The sequence below is a fragment of the Caulobacter sp. X genome (genome assembly GCF_002742635.1).
Lineage (GTDB): Bacteria > Pseudomonadota > Alphaproteobacteria > Caulobacterales > Caulobacteraceae > Caulobacter.
This window is the reverse complement of sequence record NZ_PEGF01000001.1, coordinates 2,599,031-2,613,495: the sequence shown is the minus strand read 5'-3', so window position 1 is coordinate 2,613,495 and position 14,465 is coordinate 2,599,031. Positions and strand designations below refer to the sequence as shown.

General features: G+C 69.0%; 13 protein-coding genes and 1 pseudogene. 2 read left to right on the top strand and 12 right to left on the bottom strand.

What is annotated here, in order from left to right:
* Positions 1 to 6 precede the first annotated feature (6 nt).
* The 8 genes and pseudogenes from CSW60_RS23150 to CSW60_RS12145 form a co-directional block, all read right to left on the bottom strand.
* Positions 7 to 127: pseudogene (locus CSW60_RS23150) on the bottom strand (hypothetical protein).
* Between the two features lie 9 nt (positions 128 to 136).
* On the bottom strand, positions 137 to 1,063 hold the full coding sequence (locus CSW60_RS12175) for an acetyl-CoA carboxylase carboxyltransferase subunit beta (protein ID WP_099537487.1): 927 nt from the start codon (positions 1,061 to 1,063) through the stop codon (positions 137 to 139).
* Between the two features lie 12 nt (positions 1,064 to 1,075).
* The gene (gene trpA / locus CSW60_RS12170; RefSeq protein ID WP_099537486.1) at positions 1,076 to 1,903 is read right to left on the bottom strand and encodes a tryptophan synthase subunit alpha; all 828 of its coding nucleotides are present in this window, start codon (positions 1,901 to 1,903) and stop codon (positions 1,076 to 1,078) included.
* 12 nt (positions 1,904 to 1,915) lie between these two features.
* On the bottom strand, positions 1,916 to 3,136 hold the full coding sequence (trpB, locus tag CSW60_RS12165; RefSeq protein WP_099537485.1) for a tryptophan synthase subunit beta: 1,221 nt from the start codon (positions 3,134 to 3,136) through the stop codon (positions 1,916 to 1,918).
* A 16-nt stretch (positions 3,137 to 3,152) separates the two neighbouring features.
* Positions 3,153 to 3,797 (bottom strand): phosphoribosylanthranilate isomerase, encoded by a 645-nt coding sequence (locus tag CSW60_RS12160; protein WP_099537484.1) that lies wholly within the window; start codon positions 3,795 to 3,797, stop codon positions 3,153 to 3,155.
* Positions 3,798 to 3,845: 48 nt separating this feature from the next.
* A complete protein-coding gene (locus tag CSW60_RS12155) occupies positions 3,846 to 4,115 on the bottom strand; it encodes an usg protein (protein ID WP_099537483.1) in 270 nt (89 codons plus the stop codon).
* A 97-nt stretch (positions 4,116 to 4,212) separates the two neighbouring features.
* Positions 4,213 to 5,088, bottom strand: a complete 876-nt coding sequence (locus CSW60_RS12150; RefSeq protein WP_099537482.1) for a DMT family transporter — start codon at positions 5,086 to 5,088, stop codon at positions 4,213 to 4,215.
* A 50-nt stretch (positions 5,089 to 5,138) separates the two neighbouring features.
* Positions 5,139 to 5,657, bottom strand: coding sequence for a MarR family winged helix-turn-helix transcriptional regulator (locus tag CSW60_RS12145; protein WP_099537481.1), 519 nt, complete (start codon positions 5,655 to 5,657; stop codon positions 5,139 to 5,141).
* A 128-nt stretch (positions 5,658 to 5,785) separates the two neighbouring features.
* Here CSW60_RS12145 and CSW60_RS12140 point away from each other — a divergent pair, with 128 nt between their 5' ends.
* The gene (locus CSW60_RS12140) at positions 5,786 to 7,174 is read left to right on the top strand and encodes a PAS domain-containing methyl-accepting chemotaxis protein (RefSeq protein ID WP_099537480.1); all 1,389 of its coding nucleotides are present in this window, start codon (positions 5,786 to 5,788) and stop codon (positions 7,172 to 7,174) included.
* A gap of 49 nt (positions 7,175 to 7,223) precedes the next feature.
* Here the strand turns inward: CSW60_RS12140 and CSW60_RS12135 are convergent, their stop codons facing one another.
* The 4 genes from CSW60_RS12135 to dapB are packed head-to-tail and all read right to left on the bottom strand — an operon-like array spanning position 7,224 to position 11,893.
* Positions 7,224 to 7,580: a YdbL family protein gene (locus CSW60_RS12135; protein WP_099537479.1), complete on the bottom strand. Its 357-nt coding sequence runs from the start codon at positions 7,578 to 7,580 to the stop codon at positions 7,224 to 7,226.
* A gap of 15 nt (positions 7,581 to 7,595) precedes the next feature.
* Positions 7,596 to 7,781 (bottom strand): YnbE family lipoprotein, encoded by a 186-nt coding sequence (locus CSW60_RS12130; protein WP_099537478.1) that lies wholly within the window; start codon positions 7,779 to 7,781, stop codon positions 7,596 to 7,598.
* A 35-nt stretch (positions 7,782 to 7,816) separates the two neighbouring features.
* Positions 7,817 to 11,053, bottom strand: coding sequence for a YdbH domain-containing protein (locus tag CSW60_RS12125; protein ID WP_099537477.1), 3,237 nt, complete (start codon positions 11,051 to 11,053; stop codon positions 7,817 to 7,819).
* 51 nt (positions 11,054 to 11,104) lie between these two features.
* Positions 11,105 to 11,893 carry a 4-hydroxy-tetrahydrodipicolinate reductase gene (gene dapB / locus CSW60_RS12120; RefSeq protein WP_099537476.1) on the bottom strand — a complete coding sequence of 263 codons (789 nt, stop codon included), beginning with the start codon at positions 11,891 to 11,893 and terminating at the stop codon, positions 11,105 to 11,107.
* Positions 11,894 to 12,145: 252 nt separating this feature from the next.
* On the opposite strand from dapB, the gene CSW60_RS12115 reads away from it, so the two are divergent.
* Positions 12,146 to 14,428: an NADP-dependent malic enzyme gene (locus CSW60_RS12115; RefSeq protein WP_099537475.1), complete on the top strand. Its 2,283-nt coding sequence runs from the start codon at positions 12,146 to 12,148 to the stop codon at positions 14,426 to 14,428.
* Positions 14,429 to 14,465: the final 37 nt, after the last annotated feature.

Below are 14,465 nucleotides of genomic sequence, written 5' to 3'. Positions count from 1 at the left end.
ACCCGCCTAGCGGGGGAGGTGGCGCGGCGCCAATAGGCGACGTGACGGAGGGGGCGCTTTCCTTGAAGGCGGCGTGCGCCCCCTCCACCGCTTCGCGGTCCCCCTCCCCCGTTTCACGGGTGAGGATGAGAAAACTCTACGCCGCCTTGCGGTTGCGGCCCATCATCAGGGTGCCCAGGATCGAGCCCAGGACCTGCGGCAGCTCCTTGCGGTGCGTGACGCGGTCGACCATGCCCTTCTCGACCAGATATTCCGAGCGTTGGAAGCCCGGCGGCAGGGTCTCGCGGATGGTCTGCTCGATGACGCGCGGACCGGCGAAGCCGATCAGGGCGCCCGGCTCGGCCAGGTGGACATCGCCCAGCATCGCGTAGGAGGCCGTGACGCCGCCGGTGGTCGGGTCGGTGAGGACCACGACGTACGGCAGGGCCGCGTCCTTGAGCTCGTTGATCGCCAGGGTCGTGCGGGCCATCTGCATCAGCGACAGCGCGCCTTCCTGCATCCGCGCGCCGCCGGCGGCGGTGAAGGCGATCAGCGGAACCTGGCGGTCCAGGGCGGCCTTGGCGGCGGCGATGAAGCCTTCGCCCGCGGCCATGCCCAGCGACCCGCCCATGAAGGCGAAGTCCTGGACCAGCACCACGGCGTCGACGCCGCCGACCTTGCCATAGGCGATGGCCATGGCGTCCTGCTCGCCGGTCGCCTTGCGGGCGGCGGCCAGACGGTCCTTGTACGGCTTGCCGTCCGAGAACTTCAGCGGGTCCTCGACCACCGACGGGCTGGGCAGCACCTCGTACTGGCCCTCATCGAAGGTGAACTTGAAGCGGGCCTCGGGCCCGATCCGCATGTGGCGACCGGCCGGCGTGACCCACAGGGCCGCCTCCAGGTCGGAGCGGAAGATCATCTCGCCCGTGTCCGGGCACTTGACCCAAAGGTTCTCCGGCGTCTCGCGCTTGGCGAAGGCGCCGCGCACGCCGGGAGCGATCCGCGACAGCCAGCCGCCGCCTCGGCGGTCGCCGGCTTGTTTCTTGTCGCCCTTTTTCGGGTCCTGGGGTTCAGCCATAGCCATAGCCTTAGAGCCTCACTTCGTCCCGACTCGCGCCGAACGCACAGCCTTAGCCAGCTCCGACGCTTTTAGAAGAACCTTCTCGGTCACGTTTTCGTTCAACCGAGCGGCGGATTCGATTTCATCCACAAGCGCCGAGCCCACGACGGCCGCGTCGGCCACCTTGGCGACGGCGGCGGCCTGATCCGGCGTGCGGATGCCAAAGCCCACCGCCACCGGCAGGCCCGAGGCCTTGCGCAGGCGCTCGACGGCGGGCGCGACTTCGGCCGCGTCGGCCGACTTCACGCCGGTCACGCCAGCCACCGACACGTAATAGACGAAACCCGACGTGCGGCGGACCACCATCGGCAGGCGCGCGTCGTCGGTGGTCGGCGCGGCCAAGCGGATCAGGGCGATGCCTTCGGCCTCCAGCGCGTCCGACAACGGGTCGGCCTCCTCCGGCGGGCAATCGACGATGATCAGGCCATCGACCCCGGCCTTGGCGGCGGCGGCGGCGAAGCTCTCAAAGCCCCGGTGCAGCACCGGATTGAGATAGCCCATAAGGATGATCGGGGTGTCGGCGTCGCCCTCGCGGAAGGCGGCGACCAGGTCCAGCGTCCCCTGCAGGGTCATGCCGGACTTCAGGCCGCGCTGGGCGGCGCGCTGGATGGTCGGGCCCTCGGCCATCGGGTCGGAGAACGGAAAGCCCAGCTCGATCAGGTCGGCGCCGGCGGCCGGCAGGCCCTTCAGCACCGAGAGCGTCGTGGCGGCGTCGGGATCGCCGGCCATGACATAGGTCACGAAGCCGGCCCGATTCTCGGCCTTCAGCGCCGCGAAGCGGCGGTCGATACGGTCTTTGGTCACGCGGGGTCGGTCCTAGATCTTGCGCCCGAGCGCTTCGGCCACCGTGAAGATGTCCTTGTCGCCGCGACCGCAGAGATTCATCACCACGATCTTGTCCTTGCCCAGCTCCTGGGCGATCTCGCCGACGCGAGCCAGGGCGTGGGCCGGCTCCAGCGCCGGGATGATGCCTTCGAGGGTCGAGCACAGCTGGAAGGCCGCCAGGGCTTCCTCGTCGGTGCTCGAGACATATTCGGCGCGGCCGACCTCGTGCAGGAACGAGTGCTCCGGGCCGATACCCGGATAGTCGAGACCGGCCGAGATCGAGTGGGCGTCGATGATCTGGCCGTCGTCGTCTTGCAGCAGATAGGTCTTGTTGCCGTGCAGAACGCCCGGGCGGCCGCCGGTCAGCGAGGCGGCGTGCTTGTCGGTCGAGACGCCGTGGCCGGCCGCCTCGACGCCGATCAGGCGCACGCTGGCGTCGTTCAGGAACGGGTGGAACAGGCCGATGGCGTTCGAGCCGCCGCCGATGCAGGCGACCACGGCGTCGGGCAGACGGCCTTCCATCTCCAGGATCTGCTCGCGGGCTTCGGCGCCGATCACGCTCTGGAAGTCGCGGACCATCACCGGATAGGGGTGCGGGCCGGCGGCGGTGCCGATCAGGTAATAGGTGTCGTGCACGTTGGTCACCCAATCGCGCATCGCCTCGTTCATGGCGTCCTTCAGGGTGCCCGTGCCCGAGCTGACCGGACGCACTTCGGCGCCGAGCAGGTTCATGCGGAAGACGTTGGGCTTCTGACGCTCGACGTCGGTGGCGCCCATATAGACCACGCACGGCAGGCCAAAGCGCGCGCAGACGGTGGCGGTGGCCACGCCGTGCTGGCCCGCGCCGGTCTCGGCGATGATCCGGGTCTTGCCCATGCGCATGGCCAGCAGGATCTGGCCGAGCGCGTTGTTGATCTTGTGCGAGCCGGTGTGGTTCAGCTCGTCGCGCTTGAAATAGATCTTGGCCCCGCCGAAGTGCTCGGTCAGGCGCTCGGCGAAATAGAGCGGGCTGGGCCGGCCGGCGTAGTGGGTATTGTAGCTCTTCAGCTGCGCCTGGAACTCGGGGTCGGCCTTGGCGTCGGCGTAGGCCTTGCCCAGGTCCAGCACCAGCGGCATCAGCGTCTCGGCCACATAGCGGCCGCCGAAGTCGCCGAACCGGCCGTTCGCGTCGGGGTAGGCCGAGTAGTCGTTGGGTTTCGCGGGAGCGTTCACGAGAGCTTTCCAGCAGTCAGGCGCGTTTGACGGCGTCCAGGAACGCCGAGATCAGAGCGGGGTCCTTTAGGCCGGGACCGCGCTCCACGCCAGAGGAAACGTCCACGAGCGGGGTTCCCGAGACCGTGATCGCCTCGGCCACGTTCCACGGATCAAGCCCGCCGGCCAGGAAATGCGGGCGCGAAAAGCGGCGTCCCGTCAGCAGTCCCCAGTCGAACCGGGCGCCGGTGCCCCCAGGCAGGGCCGAGCCTTCCACGGGCTTGGCGTCGAACATCAGGTGCTCGGCGACGCCGTCGAAGGCGGCGGCCTGGTCGACGTCGGCGGGGCTGGAGACCGAGAAGGCCTTGATGACCCCGACCCCGGCGCGGGCGGCGATCTCGCGGACGCGCGACGGCGCCTCCTTGCCGTGGACCTGGATCAGGTCGGGCCGCATCGTCGCCATCAAGCGGTCAACCAAGGCGTCGTCGGGATCGACGGTGACGGCCACGGTCTTCACGCCGCGACCACGCACCGGTTCGACCAGCCGCGCGGCGGTTTCGGGCGTCAGGTTGCGCGGGCTCTTCGCGAAGAAGACGAAGCCCAGATAGGCCGCGCCGCCGTCGAAGGCGGCCTTGACCGTCTCGGGCGTCGACAGTCCGCAGATCTTGGCTCCAGCGCTCATCGACCGGGGAGTTACGGTCGACGAGCGCCCGAAGCAAGCCCAGCAAACCTATTGCAGGGTGAAGACCCCGTTCACGGCCCGCCATTCGCGGGGGCCGATCAGCTTGTTGTGGGCCACCCGGACCGAGTGCAGGACCCCGTCCAGCTCCCGGCTCCAGAAGTCGAGGAAGCCCTTCAAGGTCGGGAACTTCGGGGCCAGGTCGTAGTCCTGCCAGAGGTAAAGCTGCAGCAGGCCGGGATGGTCTGGCATGTGATAGTGGATCTCGGCCGTCGTCAGGCCGTAACCCATAAGCTGCTTCTCGAACGCACTGATCGCCATTGGCAACGCTCCACGCGGACGGTGATCGAAGCTTCAGTCCACTGAGCGAGTCGCTCAAGAGTCATGATGTCGCGCCGGCGCGGCGGGCCGCATCTGCCTAAGGCGTGATCTCATCGGCCACGGCGTCGGCGGGCGTGGTCAGGATCGTACCGACCGAGGCGGCGATGATCGCGACGATGGCCAGCCATTGCGAAGCGGCGAGGTGCTCGCCCAGGATCACGAGACCCGCCAGCGCGCCAACGGCCGGCTCGGCGCTCAGCACCACGCCGAAGCTGCGCTTGGGAATGCCGCGCAGGGCGATCATCTCCAGCGAATAGGGGATGGCGCTGGACAGCACGGCGACAACCAGGCCCAGCAGCACGACCTTGGGGTAGAAGAGGCTGGCGCCAGCCGAGGCGATCCCGATCGGCGCGACGATCAGGGCCGCCGTCGTCATCCCCAAGGCCACCGAGCGTCCCGCATGCAGGTGGCCGGTCCGCTTGCCGAGGATGATGTACAGCGCCCACATCACCGCCGCGGCGCAGGCGAAGCCGACGCCGACCGGATCGAGGGGCTTGGCGCCGGGGTCGATCGGCAGCAGCAGGCCAAGACCGAGCACCGCCAGGCCGATCCAGACGAAATGGATCAGCTTGCGCGAGCTGGCGACCGCCACGGCCAGCGGCCCCATGAACTCGATCGCGATCGCCAGGCCCAGCGGCACGGTGCGGATCGCCATGTAGAAGCAAAGGTTCATCAGCCCCATCACAGCGCCGTAGGCGGCGATGCGGCCAAGGTCGGCGCGCGAGAGCGGATGGCGCCAGGGCCGCCAGACCAGCAGCAGGATCAGCGCCGAGAAGCCGACGCGATAGGCGGTCGTCCCCTGGGCGCCGATCATCGGGAACAGGCTCTTGGCGAAGGAGGTCCCCACGCACAGCACGACGATGGCGCCCATCAGGGCGGCGTAGGGGATCAGGCGGGCGCGAGTGGCGGGCATGGCGCGGTGTTTAAGCGGGTCGGGCGCTGGGAGCTAGGCCGCGCCGGTCTTCAGCGCAAAGGCGGGCTGTCGGCCAGCATGGCGGCGTTCAGCGATTGCAGGCTCGATCTGAGCGCGACGATCTCGGCGTCCGACAGAGGCAGGCGCGCGACGACGTTGCGCCGGACCTCCAGCACCCGATCGCGAAGGGCCCAGCCGGCTTCGGTGAGATCGACCCACACCCGTCGCTCGTCGGCGATGTCGCGCGTCCGCCGCAGCAGGCCCGCGGCCTCCATGCGCTTGACCAGCGGCGTCACCGCGCCGGTGTCCATGCATAGGCCTCGGCGCAGGTCGCCCATGCTGCAGCGTTCGGAGCGCTCCCAAAGGGCGATCAAGACGAGATACTGCGGATGGGTCAGGCCGAGCGGCTCCAGCAGCCCCCGATAGATCTTGGTGACCAGGCTGTCGGCGATCTGGATGGCCAGGCACAGCTGATTGTCCAGGTGCAGCTCGCGGTAGCCTGGATCATCCGCCTCCAACGGGCGGGGCTTGGCGAGCGGGGCCTTGGCGTGCGCGATATCGTCGACCATGCGCGCTAAAGTCGTCTCATTTACTTAAGACGGCGTAACCAAATAAAAGTTGAAAATATCGAACTCGATATAATCAAGCCTTAAGCATCCTGTCATAGGACGTCCCTCCAGTTTGAGAGGGTACGATCATGTTTGGCATCGAGGACAAGCGCAGCAGGGCGCTGCGCACGGAAGCGGCGGAGCTGAAGGCGACGGTCACGGCGATCCATCGCTCTCAGGCGGTGATCGAGTTCCAGCTCGACGGGACCATCATCGACGCCAACGACAACTTCCTGGCCACCATGGGCTATCGGATCGAGGAGATCCGGGGACGCCATCACAGCATGTTCGTCGATCCCGCCGACGTCGCCAGCCCCGACTACGCGCGGTTCTGGGAACGGCTGCGGGCGGGTGAGTTCTTTTCGGACGCCTTCCGCCGCATCGGCGCGGGCGGCGCCGAGATCTGGATCCGGGCCAGCTACAATCCGGTGTTCGACGCCGACGGCAAGCCCTACAAGGTCATCAAGTTCGCCACCGACATCACGGCCGTGCGCCGCGAGCAGGAAGCCAGCCGCGCCGAGCGCGAACAGGCCGCCGCCGTCCAGAACCAGGTCGTTTCGATCCTGGCCGAAAAGCTGGGGCGCCTGGCCGATGGCGACCTGACCGCCGAGATCGACACCTTTCCGGACCAGTACGACCGCATCAAGGGCGACTTCAACCGCTCGGTGGAAAGCCTGCGCGGCGCGCTGAGCGCCATCGCCGACGCGACCGACAATCTCCGCTCGGGCTCCGGCGAGATCGCCAGCGCCGCCGACGACCTTTCCCGGCGGACCGAGCAGCAGGCCGCCAGCCTGGAAGAAACCGCGGCCGCGATCGAGGAGATCGCCGCCACCGTCAAGCGCAGCGCCGACGGCGCCCTCGAAGCGTCTGCCGCGGCCGCCGAAGCGCGGAGCCATGCCGATCGCTCGGGCGAAGTCGTCCGGGAAGCCGTCGCGGCCATGGGCGAGATCGAAAGCTCTTCCAATCAGATCACCCGGATCATCGGCGTGATCGACGAGATCGCCTTCCAGACCAACCTTCTGGCCCTGAACGCGGGGGTCGAGGCCGCCCGCGCGGGCGAGGCTGGACGGGGCTTCGCGGTGGTCGCCCAGGAGGTGCGGGCGCTGGCTCAGCGCTCGGCCGACGCCGCCAAGGAGATCAAGGTCCTGATCGCCAGCAGCACCAGACAGGTCGAACGCGGCGTGCGCCTGGTGGGCGACACGGGCGAGGCCCTGGCGGGCATCGTTTCGAAGGTCAGCGAGATCGATCAGCTGATCCGCGAGATCGCCGCCTCGTCTCAGGAGCAGTCCACGGGACTGAACCAGGTCAACGCCGCCATGAACCAGATGGATCAGGTCACTCAGCAGAACGCGGCCATGGTCGAGGAGACCACAGCGGCGGTGGCGAACATGAGCACCGAGGCGCGCGCCCTGGCCCAACTGGTCGGCCGCTTCAAGACCGAGCCCGGCGCGCTCTATCACGTCCGCGCCGCGGCCTGATCACTGGCGACGCGCCGGGCGCTGAGTCCCGGCGCGCGGCCTGCGAGGCCTACTTCTTCACCCAGCCGCCATCCAGCGGCTTCCAGTATTGGCCCGGCGCCAGGCGGCTGTAGAGCTGCTTGGCGGTGGCCTGGCCGGCGGCTTCGGGGGTCACGCCGGTCTTGGCGGCGATGTCCTTGTAGGCGGCGGCTCGGCCGGTGTTGATCTCGGCCACGGCCGCGCGCAGGGCGGCGTCGCCGCCCGACACGATGCCGAGATAGCCGTCAGCCTGCTCGCCGACCGTACCGGACGCCTTGCCGGCGTCCACGGCGGCCTTGGCGGCGGCCGATTGGGCCAGGGCCAGGTTCGCGCCGGCGGCGGTCATCGCCAGGCCCAGCGCCAGAACCGTCATCGTCTTGCGGATCATGTCGGTCCTCCTTGCTTAGAACAGGTTCGGGTTTTGCTGGATCAGCGACTGGACTTCCTTGTCCAGCCGCACGCGCACGTCGGCGTCCAGCTTGGCGTAGATGTTGATCGGATCGACCTTGACCCGCACCGTCGGGGTGCAGGCGGCCGCCGCCAGGGCTCCCGTCATGGCGAGGCCCAGAAAAAGGGCGCGCTGTCTCATGCGTCTAGTCTCCAATTCTTGCGCAGGATGGACGGTCACGGTTGAACCGGACCTGAACGGGGCGGTGTCTGGGATCCCTGGCGTTCGAACCAGCTGCGCCAGTCGGCCAGAAGCTCGTCGAAGTTCAAGGACGTGTCGAGGGTCAGATCGACCGGCGTCTTGGCTGGCAGGGCGATGCGCTTGTCGAAGGCGCGACCGCGGATCAGGTCTATCAAGCCGACCTTCGCCTTCTCCGGGACCTTCGGGTCGTGCTGGCCCTTGATGTGGAACAGGATTCCCAGCCGGCCCTTGTCGGTGCTGTTCACGCCGGCCTCCAGCTGGTCGAACGCCAGGTTCTCCATGGCCTGATAAGCGAAGTCCTGGATGGCGTTGACCTGAGCGGGCGGCGACGGCGGCGCGCCTGGCGCGTCGGTCGGGCTGGCGGCGACGTTGGTCAGGGCCGCGCGCGAGATTTCCAGCCGACCCGGCTGGATGGCGCTGATCTTGCCCTGCTGGAAGCGCAGCCCTTCGGGCCCGAAGGTGAACGGCAGGCGGCCGTCGACCACCGCCTGGACCTTGACCTTCTCGGCCAGGGACGAGGCGGCGATCAGTTCGCCGAGGTCCAGGTGCTCGACCACGATCACGCCCCTGATCGTCTTGTCGGCCGCCAGGGGCACGTCGGTCGGCTCGATCGAAATCCGCCCCTTGGCCGCCTCGAACGTCGCCTTGGAGATGTGCAGGGCGTCGGCGCCCAGCTGGAACACCGACTCAACCGCCGTCAACGGCACCAGGGAGTCGATGCGCACGACCTTCAGGGACTGCCCCGGCCGCGTGGTCAGCGGCGCCAGGCTGTCGAAGTCGACAGCGCCATCGAGCGTGGCGACGAAGCCGATCGGACTGGTGAAATCGATCCGGTTGGCGACCAGGCGGCCGCGGCTGGTCGCGCCCTGGCCGTCCCAGGCGAAGACCCCGGTGAAGCTGGCCGGGCCCTTGGCCTCGCGGGCGAAGCTGGCCATCGGCGAAAGATCGCCCGGCTGCAGGCCGTCCTTGGCGAACACCAGCTTGGAGGCGTCGATATCGGCCTGCCCCCGGCCCGTCGCCACGACGTGGCGCAAACGGATCTCGCCCAGCGGCGCGCCGGTCGGAGTCGCGGCCTGGAAGGTCCCGCCCCAGACGCCGCCGGTCAGAGCCAGCTGACCCTTCGCGAGGATCGGGTTGAAGCGTCGCTCGGGCGCGGCGTCGGTCGCGGCGGCTTGCTCGACCCGCACGCTGGCGCGATCGAAGCCGCCCGTCCCGCCGAAGCTGGCCTCGCCCTTGATCCCTTGCAGTTTGGCCTGGGCCACGGCCAGGGCGCCTTCGCCGTCCTCGAACATGAGGTTCGCGCTCCAGCCGCCCGCGCCGGCCAGGACTAGCGGCGCCTTGGCCGGGCACAGCTCGGCCTTGATGTCCGTGACCGGGTTGTCGCCCAGCGCATAGGCCTTGGCGGTCAGCGGCGAGCACTTGGACGCCGTCAGGGTGAAGCGCCCGCCCGCCAGCCGCGCCTGGCCGTCAACTTGGCCCGTGACGCCCTGGATCGGCGGCAGGTCGAAATTCTCGACCGCCAGAGACAGCGGCGAGGTCAGCACGCCGCCCGCCATCCGCCATTGCGGCGCCAGCGCCTTCACGGTCGGCAGTCCGCCGCCCGTCAGCGAGACCTGCAATGCGCCCCGAGCGCCCTCGGGACCGGCGTCGAGCAGCAAGCCCTTAGGCGCGGCGATCGCGACCTTCACGCCGTTCGGAGCCGACAGGGTCGCGCCTTGGGCCAGGGTCGCGCGCGTCCGGCCGCCCTTGATGTCCAGCCCAAGGCTGGGCGCGGCCAGCTCGAACGTCCGCAAGGCGCGGGATAGCGGCTTGCCATAGGCCGGATTGGGAATCAGCGCCGCCAGGCGCTCGGCGTCGGGGGCCGAGATTCCGCTGCGACCGCGCGCCGAGCCGTTCAAGGCCAGGGTCAGGCCGCCCGGCCCCTGGTCGATCTTGCCCCTAGCCTCCAACCGCGCGTCGGAGAGCGCCACGCCGCCGTTCGCCAAGCGCTGGGCGGTCGCGTCGAGCGCCAACGGGCCGCTGACCGCAAGGCCCTGGCTGTCGAACGCCATGCCCAGGTTGGCGGAGCCGGCCGAAGCCTTCAGACCCCGCAGCGCCGTTCCACCGGCCAAGGCCTGGTCCGCGACCAGACTGGACTGCATCGCCCCCCGCACGGTCGTGCGCCCCGCCTGGCGACCGATGGTGATCCGGGGCGCGTCCAGCGACAGACTGGCCGAACGGGCCTCCAGCGTCGGCGCCGACAGTCGATCGCCCCGCACCACGCCGCGCGACCGGCCGAGGAAGGCGAAGGCGTCGAGCCCGCCATCGAAGCGCCCAGCCAAGCTCAAATCGGCGGCGAGATCACGCCCCTGCGTCTCGGCGACCCGGCCGTTCCCGGCCGTCAGCGCCAGCCGAGCCTCCAGCGGCCCGTTGGCCTTCATCGCGGCAAGATCGGGATAGGGCAGGTCCGCCGACAGCTTGGCGACCGCGCCGGCGAGATCGGCGTCCCTCGCCTCCAGGCTGTCGATCGCCAGCGAGACCTCGACGGTCAGGCGATCGCCGCGCTTGCGGGCGGTCACCGTGGCGCCCTTGGTCGTCAACGCCAGGTCGGGGACGGCGTAGCGCAGAGGGGCCAGGCGGCCATCCAGGCGCAACAGCTGGCCGTCGTCGAGGCTGGCGTCGCCGGTGACGCGGACGCGGCCGCCAGGGGTGGAAAGATCCAGGCGCGCGTCCTCGACCAGGATCGCCGGGCCGGGGACGTTGGGTTTCTTGGGCGCCTTCAGGACCTCGTCGATCAGGGGCTGAAGCGCGCCAAAGCGGACGCGGCCCTTCCGATCGACGCTGGCCAGGATTCTCGGGCGAACCAGCCGCACGGCCTTGGTCTGAACGCCAAACCGCTCGCCGGTCCAGGGCGCGGCCAGGTCGTAGGCGACCTCCAGCCGATCGGCGGCGAAAACCGGGTTGTCGCGCGATCCCAGGCGGACACGGCCGGAAAAGCCCGTGGCGTCCAGGTCGTCGATCTCGACGGCGGCCTCGATCCCGTGGTCGCGCAGCCAGCTCTCGGCCAGTTCGCGGCTGATCTCGCGCCGTCCCGACCAGACGACGAGCCCGGTGGCGATGAAGGCCAGCATCGACAAGGACACGGCCTCGAGGCCGAGATCGACCAGCCGCGCGCGGCCCCACGCCTTGCGGGGCGGCTCTTTCGATGCGGCGGCGGTGGAGGGTTCGGCCATCAGATCCCGAAGTCTGGTTCCTAAGAAGCCCCCCGGCTCAGCTTTGGATCCCTACTTCTTAAAGCCGAGCACGTCCTGCATGTCATAGAGACCCGGCGGCTTGCCCTTTGTCCAGGCCGCGGCGGCCACCGCGCCCCGGGCGAACAGGCCCCGGTCGATGGCCGAGTGCGACAAGGTCAGGGTCTCGGACTCGCCGGCGAAGATCACGCTGTGCTCGCCGACGATGCCGCCGCCGCGCACGACCGAAAAGCCGATCGCGCCTTCCTTGCGGGGGCCCGTGACGCCGTCGCGGCCGCGATCGGCGACCGCGGCCAGGTCCACGCCCCGCCCTTCGGCGGCCGCCTCGCCCAGCATCAGGGCCGTGCCCGAGGGCGCGTCGATCTTGCGCTTATGGTGGGCCTCGAAGACCTCGATGTCCCAATCCGAGGCCGGCAAGGCGGCGGCGGCCTGGCGCACCAGGCCCATCAGCATGTTGACGCCCAGCGAATAGTTGCCCGAGCGAACGATCGCCACCTTGTGGGCGGCCGCCTCGATCCGGGCCAGCTGCTCGGGCGAGAAGCCGGTCGAGCCAATGACCAGGGCCGGCGCGTGGGCATGGTGGACGGCGCGGGCGGCGGCGGCTTCGGCCAGCAACGCCGAGGCCTCGGGCAGGGTGAAGTCGATGACGACATCGGCGGCGGCCAGGGCCGCGTCGGCGCTGACCAGCAGCTCGCCCTCCGCCTCTGGGCGATCGAAGCGGGCGGCCAGCACCACGTCGTGACGGCCGTCCAGCGTCTGGATGACGGCCTGGCCCATGCGGCCGAGGGCGCCGGCGACGGCGATCTTCACGGGCTGGGTCAACGGCTTTCCTCTCGCGCTCTTCGACCCTGCCAATCGCCCATCCGCCCCCTCAAGGTCAACCTCGCCCCGGGTGACGAAAGGTCAGCGAGGTTGACGCAACGCCAATTCCAACAAGCGTTTGCTGGACTTTTCGCGAGCGTGGCCTGTTGTGACGCCGGTTCCCGGTCGCTACGCTGAGCGCGCATAAGGGCGCGTTCGCATCGATCGGCGCGTCCCACGATCAACTTGCGCAGCAGGAATGGGAAACGCCGGATGAGCGACGCGGAACGCAAGACCTTCACCGATGCGGAGGCCTTGGCCTTCCACCGCCACCCCACGCCGGGGAAGATCGCCATCGTGCCGACCAAGCCGATGGCGACCCAGCGCGACCTGTCGCTGGCCTATTCGCCTGGCGTCGCCGTCCCCGTCCACGCGATCGCCGCCGATCCGGACATGGCTTACGAGTACACCTCCAAGGGCAACCTGGTGGCGGTGATCTCGAACGGCACCGCGATCCTGGGCCTGGGCGACCTGGGGGCCCTGGCCTCCAAGCCGGTGATGGAGGGCAAGAGCGTCCTCTTCAAGCGCTTCGGCGACGTCGACTCGATCGACATCGAGGTGACCTCCAAGGACCCCGACGAGATCATCACGGTGGTCAAGAACATCGGGGTGACCTTCGGGGGCATCAATCTCGAGGACATCAAGAGCCCCGAATGCTTCCGCATCGAGACCGAGCTGCAGGAGCTGCTCGACATCCCGGTGTTCCACGACGACCAGCACGGCACGGCGATCATCTGCGCCGCCGGCCTGATCAACGCCTGCCACATCACCGGCAAGAAGATCGAGGACGTGAAGGTCGTGCTGAACGGCCCCGGCGCGGCCGGCATCGCCTCGCTGGAGCTGATCAAGGCGATGGGCGTGCGGGCCGAGAACTGCATCGCCGTCGACTCCAAGGGCGTCCTCTACCAGGGCCGCACCGAGGGCATGAACCAGTGGAAGAGCGCCCACGCGGTCAAGACCGACAAGCGCACCCTGGCCGAAGCCGTGCAGGGCGCGGACGTCCTGCTGGGCCTGTCGGCCAAGGGCGCCTTCACGCCCGAGATGATCGCCTCGATGGCTCCGAACCCGGTCATCTTCGCCATGGCCAATCCGGATCCGGAAATCACCCCGGAAGAGGTCAAGCGGGTCCGCAAAGACGCGATCATGGGCACGGGCCGCTCGGACTATCCCAACCAGGTCAACAACGTCCTGGGCTTCCCCTACATCTTCCGCGGCGCCCTGGACGTGCGGGCCCGCCGCGTGAACCACGAGATGAAGATCGCCTGCGCCCGGGCCCTTGCCATGCTGGCGCGCGAGGACGTTCCGGACGAGGTCGCCGCCGCCTATCACGGCCGTCAGCTGAAGTTCGGGCCGGACTACATCATCCCGTCGGCCTTCGATCCCCGCCTGATCTGGTACGTGCCGCCGTTCGTGGCCCAGGCGGCCATGGACACCGGCGTCGCCCGCAAGCCGATCGCCGACATGGACGCCTACCGCGCGGGCCTCGCCCAACGCCTGGATCCCACCGCCGGCTTCCTGCAGAAGATCTCGGGCTCGGTCCTGGCCAATCCCAAGCGCATCGTGTTCGCCGAGGGCGAAGATCCCAGCGTCATCCGCGCCGCCTACGCCTACCAGACCGGCGGCTACGGCAAGGCCATCCTGTGCGGCCGCGAGAACCTGGTGCACGAGAACATGAAGCTGGTCGGCCTGGATCCCGAGACCGCCGGCCTCGAGATCGTCAACGCCCGCCTGTCCGACCGCAATCCCGACTATGTCGACGCGCTCTACGCGCGGCTGCAGCGCCAGGGCTATCTGAAGCGCGACGTCCAGCGCCTGATCAACCAGGACCGCAACAGCTTCGCCGCCTCGATGGTCACCCTGGGCGAGGCCGACGGCATGGTCACCGGCGTCACCCGCAGCTTCGACCAGGCGCTGGAAGAAGTGTTGCGCGTCGTCGACCCCGCGCCGGGCGGCCGGATCATGGGCATGTCGGTGGTGCTGGCCAAGGGCCGGACCATCTTCGTGGCCGACACCAACGTCACCGAGCTGCCCGAGGCCGAGGAGCTGGTCGAGATCGCCTGCGAGGCGGCCCGCGCCGTCCGCCGCCTGGGCTTCAAGCCGCGCGTGGCCTTCATGAGCTATTCGACCTTCGGCAATCCGATGGGCCTGCGCTCGGAGAAGGTGCGCGAGGCCGTGGCCATGCTCGACGAGATGGATGTCGACTTCGAGTACGAGGGCGAGATGCCGCCCGAGCTGGCGCTCGATCCCGAAAAGCGCGCCAACTATCCGTTCATGCGCCTGACCGATAGCGCCAACATCCTGATCATGCCGGCGATCCACGCCGCCTCGATCTCGACCAAGCTGGTTCAGTCGCTGGGCGGCGCCACGGTGATCGGACCGGTGCTGCTGGGTCTGTCCAAGTCGGTGCAGATCGCGCCGCTGTCGGCCTCGGTGTCCAAGATCCTGAACATGGCGATGATGGCGGCCTACGAGCAGCCGGTCGGCGAAGAGGAGTAGGTTCCAGAAAGTCGAAAGGCGCGCGCCGGGCGGGGCG

Coding starts and splice junctions, on each gene's coding strand:
- CSW60_RS12130 (WP_099537478.1), bottom strand. CDS start 7,781: ATGAGACAGCGCGCCCTTTTTCTGGGCCTCGCCATGACGGGAGCCCTG.
- CSW60_RS12155 (WP_099537483.1), bottom strand. CDS start 4,115: ATGGCGATCAGTGCGTTCGAGAAGCAGCTTATGGGTTACGGCCTGACG.
- CSW60_RS12175 (WP_099537487.1), bottom strand. CDS start 1,063: ATGGCTATGGCTGAACCCCAGGACCCGAAAAAGGGCGACAAGAAACAA.
- CSW60_RS12140 (WP_099537480.1), top strand. CDS start 5,786: ATGTTTGGCATCGAGGACAAGCGCAGCAGGGCGCTGCGCACGGAAGCG.
- CSW60_RS12135 (WP_099537479.1), bottom strand. CDS start 7,580: ATGATCCGCAAGACGATGACGGTTCTGGCGCTGGGCCTGGCGATGACC.
- CSW60_RS12115 (WP_099537475.1), top strand. CDS start 12,146: ATGAGCGACGCGGAACGCAAGACCTTCACCGATGCGGAGGCCTTGGCC.
- CSW60_RS12145 (WP_099537481.1), bottom strand. CDS start 5,657: ATGGTCGACGATATCGCGCACGCCAAGGCCCCGCTCGCCAAGCCCCGC.
- CSW60_RS12150 (WP_099537482.1), bottom strand. CDS start 5,088: ATGCCCGCCACTCGCGCCCGCCTGATCCCCTACGCCGCCCTGATGGGC.
- CSW60_RS12125 (WP_099537477.1), bottom strand. CDS start 11,053: ATGGCCGAACCCTCCACCGCCGCCGCATCGAAAGAGCCGCCCCGCAAG.
- CSW60_RS12160 (WP_099537484.1), bottom strand. CDS start 3,797: ATGAGCGCTGGAGCCAAGATCTGCGGACTGTCGACGCCCGAGACGGTC.